The sequence below is a fragment of the Neisseria sp. P0021.S006 genome, from assembly GCF_051956895.1.
The window spans coordinates 1-9,861 of sequence record NZ_JBQCWZ010000057.1; the positions used below are offsets into that span (position 1 = coordinate 1).

General features: G+C 49.2%; 8 protein-coding genes. 4 read left to right on the forward strand and 4 right to left on the reverse strand.

The window, feature by feature from the left end; all coding sequences use genetic code 11:
* Positions 1 to 686: TrkH family potassium uptake protein (locus tag ACTHUM_RS09990; RefSeq protein WP_440402842.1), on the forward strand; the 686-nt coding region annotated here is incomplete at its 5' end.
* A gap of 53 nt (positions 687 to 739) precedes the next feature.
* On the opposite strand, the gene galU is transcribed toward ACTHUM_RS09990, so the two are convergent.
* The 4 genes from galU to ampD form a co-directional block, all read right to left on the reverse strand.
* Positions 740 to 1,603: a UTP--glucose-1-phosphate uridylyltransferase GalU gene (gene galU / locus ACTHUM_RS09995; RefSeq protein WP_049336474.1), complete on the reverse strand. Its 864-nt coding sequence runs from the start codon at positions 1,601 to 1,603 to the stop codon at positions 740 to 742.
* A 127-nt stretch (positions 1,604 to 1,730) separates the two neighbouring features.
* A complete protein-coding gene (ligA, locus tag ACTHUM_RS10000) occupies positions 1,731 to 4,199 on the reverse strand; it encodes an NAD-dependent DNA ligase LigA (protein WP_440361186.1) in 2,469 nt (822 codons plus the stop codon).
* A 139-nt stretch (positions 4,200 to 4,338) separates the two neighbouring features.
* The gene (locus ACTHUM_RS10005) at positions 4,339 to 5,607 is read right to left on the reverse strand and encodes a cell division protein ZipA C-terminal FtsZ-binding domain-containing protein (RefSeq protein WP_070695495.1); all 1,269 of its coding nucleotides are present in this window, start codon (positions 5,605 to 5,607) and stop codon (positions 4,339 to 4,341) included.
* A 175-nt stretch (positions 5,608 to 5,782) separates the two neighbouring features.
* Positions 5,783 to 6,349 carry a 1,6-anhydro-N-acetylmuramyl-L-alanine amidase AmpD gene (gene ampD / locus ACTHUM_RS10010; RefSeq protein ID WP_039862241.1) on the reverse strand — a complete coding sequence of 189 codons (567 nt, stop codon included), beginning with the start codon at positions 6,347 to 6,349 and terminating at the stop codon, positions 5,783 to 5,785.
* Positions 6,350 to 6,464: 115 nt separating this feature from the next.
* Here ampD and mltG point away from each other — a divergent pair, with 115 nt between their 5' ends.
* The 3 genes from mltG to ACTHUM_RS10025 all read left to right on the forward strand — a co-directional run bounded on the left by mltG (position 6,465) and on the right by ACTHUM_RS10025 (position 9,698).
* Positions 6,465 to 7,460 (forward strand): endolytic transglycosylase MltG, encoded by a 996-nt coding sequence (gene mltG, locus ACTHUM_RS10015; protein WP_004520116.1) that lies wholly within the window; start codon positions 6,465 to 6,467, stop codon positions 7,458 to 7,460.
* 67 nt (positions 7,461 to 7,527) lie between these two features.
* A complete protein-coding gene (gene tmk, locus ACTHUM_RS10020) occupies positions 7,528 to 8,154 on the forward strand; it encodes a dTMP kinase (RefSeq protein WP_004520117.1) in 627 nt (208 codons plus the stop codon).
* Positions 8,155 to 8,417: 263 nt separating this feature from the next.
* Complete coding sequence (locus tag ACTHUM_RS10025) at positions 8,418 to 9,698, forward strand: malic enzyme-like NAD(P)-binding protein (RefSeq protein ID WP_083314053.1); 1,281 nt, start codon at positions 8,418 to 8,420, stop codon at positions 9,696 to 9,698.
* Positions 9,699 to 9,861 lie beyond the last annotated feature (163 nt).

The window sequence follows — 9,861 nt, forward strand, 5'->3', positions numbered from 1 at the left end:
CTGCGCTGGGCAACCGCTCCTTGCAGGTGTATTGGAAAGATGAAGAATGCCGCACCATGCTGCTGGTTTTGTCGGGCAGTATTTTGATTTCGGCATTGTATTTATGGCAGCAGGACGTTTATCAAAGTCTTGGCGAAGCTTTGCGCTTTGTCAGCTTCAACTTTGTGTCCATCGGATTGGCAAGCGGTTTCTCCAATGCAGACTTTGCCCAATGGCCGTTGATTGTGTCGTTGTGGATGTTTTTCCTGTCGAACGTATTGGCAAGTTCAGGCTCTATGGGGGGCGGTATTAAAAACGTGCGTGCTTTGGTGTTGTTTAAATTCAGCTTGCGCGAAATGTTGATTTTGCTGCATCCGCGTGCGGTTCGTACGGTAAAGGTCAACAATCGCTCCATTCCGGATCGTATGGCGCTGACCGTCATGTCGTTCATCTTTATTTACTTTATGACGGTCATCGTATTCAGCTTTTTACTGATGGCCGCAGGCTTGGACTTTTTATCCGCCTTTACGGCAGTCATTGCTTGTATTACCAATGCAGGGCCGGGTTTAGGTGCAGTTGGTCCGTCGCATAATTACGCTGCGCTGAGCGATGTACAGAAGTGGCTGTGTACGGCGGTGATGTTATTGGGACGTTTGGAGATTTTTACCGTTTTAATTTTGTTTACTCCGGCATATTGGAAGAAATAAGTGTAGAAAAAGGCCGTCTGAAATTTCAGACGGCCTTTTTATAATGGCTGGGCTTAAGCGTATTGCTTGAGTAATTCTTTGAATTGTTCGCCGGTTTCATGGTGTTTCAAACCGTAAGCCACGGTTGCTTCAAGGTAACCCAATTTACTGCCGCAGTCGTAGCGTTTGCCATCAAATGCATGAGCCAACACAAACTCATGGTCGAGCAGGCGCGCAATACCGTCTGTCAGTTGGATTTCGTTACCGGCGCCGCGAGGCAGGTTGGTTAATAAGTCAAAAATACGCGGAGTCAGGATGTAGCGGCCGACAACAGCAAGATTGGAAGGCGCTTCTTCCGGTTTTGGTTTTTCAACAATATTGACTACACGTTGATAGCTTTTCAGGTTTTCAACTTCAACGATACCGTAAGAGCCTGTTTGGGAAGGGTCAACGGTTTCAACGCCTAAAACGCTGTTACCGCTTTGATTGTACACATCAACCATCTGTTTCAATGCACCTTTAGGCGCATCAATCAAATCGTCTGCCAAAATAACGGCGAAAGGCTCGTTACCAACGGCAGCCTGTGCGCACAATACGGCATGACCCAAACCCAATGCTTCAGTTTGACGGATGTACATGCAGGTAATGTTGGAAGGCAGGATATCGCGAACGTGCGCCAACAGTTTGTCTTTTTGACGCAATTCCAATTCGGTTTCCAACTCGTATGCTTTGTCGAAGTGGTCTTCGATACTCCGTTTGTTACGACCGGTGATGAACACCATTTCAGTACAGCCGGCTTCAACCGCTTCTTCAACTGCATATTGAATCAGAGGTTTGTCCACGATAGGCAGCATTTCTTTGGGGCTGGCTTTGGTCGCAGGCAAGAAACGGGTACCCATACCGGCAACGGGAAAGACGCATTTTTTAATGGGTTTCATATTATTATCCTATTTTAACTATGGGTTTATACCCCAAAAAGTGTAAAGATGTAGTCGTATGTAACAATAATACCACATGATAAAGTATCAGGCGGTTTGAAAAGGAGAATTGGTCATAGATACTGTCTTATCCCAGCAACGCCAGTAATTCTTCTTCGGTTAATATGGCCACGCCCAAAGCTTGGGCTTTTTCCAATTTACTGCCTGTAGCTTCTCCGGCGACAACGTAGTCGGTTTTTTTGGATACGCTGCCGGAAACTTTACCGCCTGCGGCTTCGATCAAGGCTTGGGCTTGGTCACGTTTGAGCGTGGGTAAAGTCCCTGTCAATACAAAGGTTTTACCTGCTATGGCCTCGTTAATGTCGTCTAAAATAGTTTCATCTTGAAGATTAGACAGCGTTTGAGCAAAGAAAGTTTTCATATTTTCAAGCAGGGCTGCGTTTTGCGGTTTACTGCGCCATGTCTGCCAATCGGCAGGTAATGCTTTGTCAGTTTGCAGACCTTCTATGTTTTGTCCGGCAAGTTCCCACAAGGCCAGTGCTTTGGTTTCGCTGATTTTAAAATCAGGCAGGCGGGCAATCCAGCGTTGTGGCTCGGCATGGCGCAGCGGCGAGATAGTGACAGCCTGGCTTTGTGGGGCAACACCTACAGCCAGTAGCTCGTCGATCATCGCCTGTTGCGCTTCTTGGGCAAAAAAGTGGGCAATGGAGCGAGCAACCACCGTGCCGATATCGGGCAGACAGGCGAGGATGGGTTCTGGTGCATGGCGGACGTTTTCCAGTGTGCCGAATGCCTGTGCCAGCGTTTTGGCGGTGCGTTCGCCAACGTGACGGATGCCGAGGGCAAAAAGGAAGCGCGCAAGTTCAGGCGTTTTGCTGGCTTCTATGCCTGCAAGGATGTTTTCTGCCCATTTGGTCGGCTGTTTTTTATTGTTTTTGGCAAGCAGAGTATTGCCGGTCTCGCCTTCAAAGTCTCCAATTTCACTGTTTGATGGTTCTTCTTCACTAGCTGACGCTTTATCCGCTGTTTCCTTCATTTTTTGCAGGGTCGGAATATCGAGGCGGTAGAGGTCGGCGAAATGGCGGACGAGGTCTTGGGCGACAAGCTGCTCGATTTGTTTTTGACCAAGTCCGTCGATGTCCATGGCTTTGCGTGAGGCGAAGTGGATTAAACCTTGTGCGCGTTGTGCTTGGCAAAGCATACCGCCGCTGCATCGGGCAACCGCTTCGCCTTCTTCGCGTTCGATTTCGCTGTGACAGATAGGGCAATGGGTGGGCAGGTGGTAGGGTTTGTGAAGCGGTTCGGCTTGGGTTTCAGAAGGTGTTTCGGCAAACAAATCGTCTTGCAGGCCGTCTGAAACGGAAATATTGGTTTCCTGCATTGGGCGACGTTCAAAAATTACGCGCACCACCTCGGGAATCACGTCTCCGGCGCGGCGCACAACAACTGTGTCGCCAACGCGCACGTCTTTTCGAGATACTTCGTCCTGATTGTGCAGGGTGGCGTTGGTAACGGTAACGCCGCCGACAAATACAGGCTGCAGGCGGGCGACGGGGGTTACTGCGCCGGTGCGCCCGATTTGTACATCAATGGCTTCGACAATGGTCAATGCTTCTTCGGCAGGGAATTTGTGGGCAATGGCCCAGCGCGGTGCGCGTGAGATAAACCCCAGTTTTTCTTGTTGCGCCAAGCTATTGACTTTGACCACCATACCGTCGATTTCGTACGGCAGAGTAGGGCGTTTTTGCTGCATTTGCTCGTAAAACGCCAATACTTCGTCAATATTTTTGAAACAGCCGAAATTACCGTCAGGCAGGCTGAAGCCAAGCTCTTTACAGTAGCTCAACTCTTGCAGGTGTTCTTCCGCGACAAAACCGCCTTGTTGTCGGGCGATGGAATAGGGGAAGAAATGCAGTTTGCGCTGTGCCGTAATGCGTGAATCGAGTTGACGCAGACTGCCGGCGGCGGCATTGCGCGGATTGGCGAAAGGTTTTTGTCCGTTTTCAGCCTGTCGTGCGTTTAAGGCGGCAAAATCGGCTTTAAGCATCAGTACTTCGCCACGTATCTCGATAAGCTCGGGAATGTTTTCTCCATGCAGGCGCAGGGGGATGTTGGATACGGTTTTGACGTTTTGGGTAACGTCTTCGCCTGTGGTGCCGTCGCCACGGGTTGCTGCTTGAGTCAATACGCCGTCGCGGTACAGCAGGCTGATGGCCAGACCGTCAAATTTAGGTTCGATAACGTATTCTGGTTTTTCTCCGTTTAATCCGCCACGAACGCGTTCATCAAAAGCGTACATTTCGGCATGGTCAAACACGCCGTTTTCGTCTTGTGGCGAAAAGGCGTTGGTCAGTGACAGCATCGGTATTTCGTGGCGTACTTCGGCAAAGCCTGCTAAAGGCTCGCCACCGACACGTTGGGTCGGGCTGTCGGGCAGTTTGAACTCGGGGTAGTTTCGCTCCAATGCCTCGAGCTCGCGGAACAATTTGTCGTATTCGGCGTCGGGTACGCTGGGCGCATCTAGGGTGTAGTATTCGTAGGCGTAGCGGTTGAGGAGGTCGGTCAGGTATTTGATACGTTGTGCGGTCGGATTCATGAGCAATCGAAATAGAGTTTTCAGACGGCCTGATGATAGAGAGGCCGTCTGAAAATCGATGAATATTGAAGATGAAGGGATTTTACCTGAAAAAAGCGGATATGCCGTCATTGCATATCCGCTTTTTGATTGGGGAAGTTTAAGAGAACAGGCGCAGGGCTTGTTTGCTGCCGGGTTTGATACCGACTTTAAGCATTTCTTCCTGACGGGCCAAAACGTAGTTGCGTACGTCTTTGAGCCATTGGGTGGAAACTTCTTCCATTTGGTCGTTAACCAAATCTAAGCTGAGTTGGCCGGAAAGTTTGACAGCCAAGTCCATAAATTTGTCGAAAGTTTTTTCGCCGGCAGGAACATGCGGAATATCCAACAGCATGCTGAAGCCGCGGTAGGCTTGGTTGTCCAACAGAGGATTGGTAAACGGTTTGTTGTCCAAAGTATGGATGGAGAACAATTGAGGGTTGTTGTTGTCGCAGAAGTGGAACGCGCCGTCTTCACCCAGTTTGAAACCGGTTTCTTCCACGGCGGCACGCAATTCTACGCCGCTGATGTTGGAATGGGAAACCAAGTGAATGGCGATGGTTTGGTCAACACGCGCACAGAATTGGTCGAGAGCTTGTGCGACTTCGGTGAACGCATCCAAGTCGGTATGCAAAACTTTGCCGTCCATCAGTTGGGCAAAAGCATCAACCTGTTGGTCGAAGTGTTGCAGCTCTTCACGCGCTGCCAAACCGTTGCGGCTGACAGCTTGCAAGCCTATGACGAAGCCTTGGTAGTAAACGCCCGGAATCGGCTCGGCAACGCGGAAATGGTCGTCCATAGTGCAACCGATGATTTGGAAGCGGTGTGTGCCGGAAAGGCGCGGCAGGGCGTGCAATTCTTGGGCTTGTTTCAGGGAGATGTAGGCCATGTAGTCGAAGCGCGGGTCAAACCAAGGCAACTCGACTTGCGACAATTCGTCCAAGCTGATCAATGGTACTTGTACCACAGGTTCGGAAGCGGTTTCAACCGGAGCAGAAGCGGCTTCGGCAGGGCTAATGGTAATTTCGTTGTTTAAGCCGATAACAGTGTGTTGGATTTTTTCTTCTGCGGAAAAGTCGTCTTCCACAGTCAATTCGACATCGGTTTTAAGTTGGGCAGGATGAGCCAGTTTGGCTTTTGCCGCGTAGATTTCATCTTGCTCTTGCAGGTTGCGTAATGCCTCTTCGGTTTTTTTGTTTTTCTTGATAAACAAACCTTGGCCGCCAGTTTCTTTGCTGTCGCGGACGTGCTTGGTTTTGCTGGTCAAAAGCGCATCCTTATCGGAATGGCCGAATTGTTCGCGCACTTGTTTGCGGTATTGGTTTTCCTGGTACATGTTGTAACCGATGACCGCCAAAAGAGCGGCGAGGGCTAAGACGATGAAAATCATGGAGTAATCACTTTTTAAAAAGGCAGCATTCCGTCTTTTTCAGGGTGCGGAATCTTGCTGCATGGGAAGTTCGTTGGAGCCGGACTTTATGCGTCCGAATGAATAGCTGAATTATAACGAAAATAAACGGTTGTGACAGCATTATGTCTGCCAATCATTTCAGGCCGTCTGAAAGTTATCCGCGCCGGATGGGGAAACCTGCTTTTTGAAGGCGTGGCCAATCGAAGAAATGCCCAGGATCGGTTTTCCTGTCCGGCGCGATGTCTTGATGGCCGGTAACGGCCTGAATCGGGTAATGCTCGGAAATGGCGGTCAGCAAGGCTTGTAGGCTGGTGTATTGTGCTTCGGTAAAAGGCTCGAAATCGCAGCCTTCCAATTCGATACCGATGGAAAAGGCATTGCATTTTTCTCTGCCTTGAAACGACGATACGCCGGCATGATAGGCCATGTCGTCGCAGGAAACGAATTGGACGGTTTCGCCCTTACGGCTGATGAAAAAATGGCTGGAGACGCGCAAGGTGTGGATGATGCTGAAAAAAGGATGCTCGTTAGGGTTGATTTGGTTGGTAAACAATTTTTCCACTGCCCCTGTGTTGTACTCAAAAGGAGGGAGGGAAATATTGTGGAGGACAACCAATGAGACGTTTTCATCCGGTTCGCGCGGGCTGAAATTGGGCGAATGAGTTTGGCGTGCATTCAGCCAACGGCCGTTTTGCCAAGTGTTTTTTGAAGGGGAATTCATGGTTTCAGACGGCCTTTCGGGATAGGAAAACATACGTTGGGGAAGGTGGCAGGCTTAATGTGCTTGTTTTCGGTTATACTGTTGCCCGACACGTTCACAAACCAAGAATCCTACCATGTTGAAAAAATTGTTGAAATGGCTGGCCGTATTTTTGACGGCATTTGCCGCCGTGGTTGCCGCATTGTTGTTTGTTCCGAAAGACAACGGCAAACCATACCGTATTACCATTACCAAAAACCAAGGTATCTCTTCCGTCAGCCGCAAACTGGCTCAAGACGGCATTGTTTATAACCGTTATGTGCTGGTAGCTGCCGCATATGTGATGGGCGTGCACAACCAACTCAATGCCGGCTCTTACCGCCTGTCTGCCAAAGTATCGGCTTGGGACATTTTAAAACGCATTAAAAAAGGCCGTCCTGATTCGGTCAGCGTGCAAATTTTGGAAGGCGCGCGTTTTGCCCAAATGCGCCGTATTATCGACAATACTGCCGACATTGCCCACGATACGCGCGGTTGGAGTAATGAAAAACTAATGGCTGAAGTGGCGCCCGATGCCTTGAGCAGCAATCCTGAAGGACAGTTTTTCCCGGATAGTTACGAAATTGATGCTGGTGGCAGCGATCTTCAAATTTACAAAATCGCCTACCGTAAAATGCGGGAAAACCTGCAAGAAGCATGGGACGACCGTCAAAGCGGCCTGCCTTATAAAAATCCGTACGAAATGCTGATTATGGCGAGTCTGATTGAAAAAGAAACCGCACACGAAGACGACCGCGCCCATGTGGCCGCAGTATTCGTCAACCGCCTGAATATCGGCATGCGCCTGCAAACCGACCCGACCGTTATCTATGGCATGGGCGATGCGTATAAAGGCAGAATCCGCAAAGCCGACCTGCAACGCGATACGCCTTACAATACCTATACGCGCAGCGGTTTGACGCCGACGCCGATTGCGCTTCCCGGCAAGGCCGCGCTTGAAGCAGCGGGTCATCCGTCTGATGAAAAATATCTGTATTTCGTCTCAAAAATGGATGGTACGGGCTTGAGCGAGTTCAGCCACAATCTTTCTGAACACAACGCTGCCGTGCGCAAATATATTTTGAAGAAATAAACCGAATAGGCCGTCTGAAACATTTATAATCCCAGTTTCAGACGGCCTTTAAATTGACGATATCCATATGAAACCTAGATTTATTACCCTTGACGGCATAGACGGCGCAGGCAAGTCCACCAACCTCGCAGTAATGAAAGCATGGTTTGAGAAACACCAACTGCCCGTATTGTTTACGCGCGAACCGGGGGGTACTCCGGCCGGAGAAGCATTGCGTGAAATCCTGCTCAACCCTGCCACCCAAGTCGGCCTGCGTACCGAAACCCTGCTGATGTTTGCAGCCAGGCAGCAACACTTGGAAACAGTCATTCTGCCTGCCCTGAAAAACGGCACGCATGTCGTTTCCGACCGCTTTACCGATGCAACGTTTGCCTATCAAGGCGGTGGACGCGGTGTTCCCTTGCAAGATATTGCCACGCTTGAGCATTGGGTGCAGGGCGATTTCCGTCCAGATTTAACTTTGCTGTTGGATGTGCCTTTGGAAGTATCGATGGCGCGCATCAACCAAACGCGTGAGAAAGACCGCTTTGAACAAGAAGAAGCCGAGTTTTTCAATCGGGTGCGCGAAGTGTATCTGCAACGTGCTAACGAACAGCCGGAACGCTATGCCGTCATCGACAGCAGCCAAAGTCTGGACGCGGTAAAAAATCAGATTGAAACCGCGCTGGACAGTCATTTTGGATTGAATGTTTAAGTTTAAATAAAATGCCGTCTGAAAGAAGGGTAGTGTGGCGAAGAAATATTATTACAGAAGTTTTTAGACATAAAACTAAATAAAACGAAATATCAAAACAAATGTAATAAATATCGGTATGCGCCACCAAAAGAACATGATAAAATTACGGTCCCTTACAAAGCCGGTCTGTTAACAACCCGACTTTAGAAATTTTAAACGTCTGAAGCAGCCTGTTTCAGACTTGTTCGCTGTAAAATCTCTCTCGCAAACAGGATCGATAAATGGAAAATTCATTAAAAGAAGCCGCCCTGCAGTTCCACGAATTCCCCGTGCCGGGCAAAATCTCCGTTACCCCAACCAAATCTCTGGCCACTTCTAAAGATTTAGCGTTGGCGTACTCTCCGGGCGTAGCCGCTCCTTGTATGGAAATCCATGCCGATCCGCAAACTGCCTACAAATACACTGCCAAAGGCAATTTGGTTGCCGTGATTTCCAACGGTACAGCAGTGTTGGGTTTGGGCAACATCGGCGCATTGGCCGGTAAACCTGTAATGGAAGGCAAAGGCGTATTGTTCAAAAAATTCGCCGGTGTTGACGTATTCGATATCGAAATCGATGAAAAAGACCCGCAAAAATTGGTAGACATCATCGCTTCTTTGGAACCGACTTTCGGCGGCATCAACCTCGAAGACATCAAAGCGCCTGAGTGCTTCTATATCGAACGCGAATTGCGCAAACGTTGCAAAATCCCTGTATTCCACGACGACCAACACGGTACCGCCATCATTACCGCTGCCGCTGTACTGAACGCTTTGCGTTATACCGGCCGCAAAATTGAAGAAGCGACTTTGGTGTGCTCAGGTGCAGGTGCCGCAGCGATTGCCTGCTTGAACCAATTGCTGGATTTGGGTTTGAAACGCGAAAACGTGACCGTTTGCGACTCCAAAGGCGTGATTTACAAAACCCGCGAAGACAAAGACCGTATGGACGAGTCCAAACAGTTCTATGCCATTGAAGATAACGGCCAACGCGTATTGGCTGATGCCGTTAAAGATAAAGACATCTTCTTGGGTCTGTCCGGTGCCAACCTGCTGACTCCTGAAATGCTGAAAACCATGAACGAAAAACCAATCGTGTTCGCTATGGCAAACCCAAATCCGGAAATTCTGCCTCCTTTGGCAAAAGAAACCCGTCCGGATGTGGTGATCGGTACCGGCCGCTCAGACTTCCCGAACCAAGTAAACAACGTATTGTGCTTCCCATTTATCTTCCGTGGAGCATTGGATGTCGGCGCGACCACCATCAATGAAGAAATGAAACGCGCTTGCGTATACGCTTTGGCTGATTTGGCGATGGAAGAGGTAACTGAAGAAGTGGTTGCCGCTTACGGTAAGAAATTTGAATTCGGTGCGGAATACCTGATTCCTACCCCATTCGATTCCCGCCTGTTGCCTCGCGTTGCTACGGCTACTGCTAAAGCAGCAATGGAAAGCGGCGTGGCTACCCGTCCAATCGCTGATTTGGATGCGTATGCTGCTAAACTGGCCGGTTTGAAATTGTAATCCGGTAAGTAGTATTTGATTGAAAATGCCGTCTGAAAGTTGTATTTCAGACGGCATTTTTGTTTATTGGGTATTTTAGAAATGGCTTAATGCAGCAATCGGAATGAAGAACATGATAATCTGCTGCTTCAAAATGGACTGGGGAATATGGATTGCTTTTTAA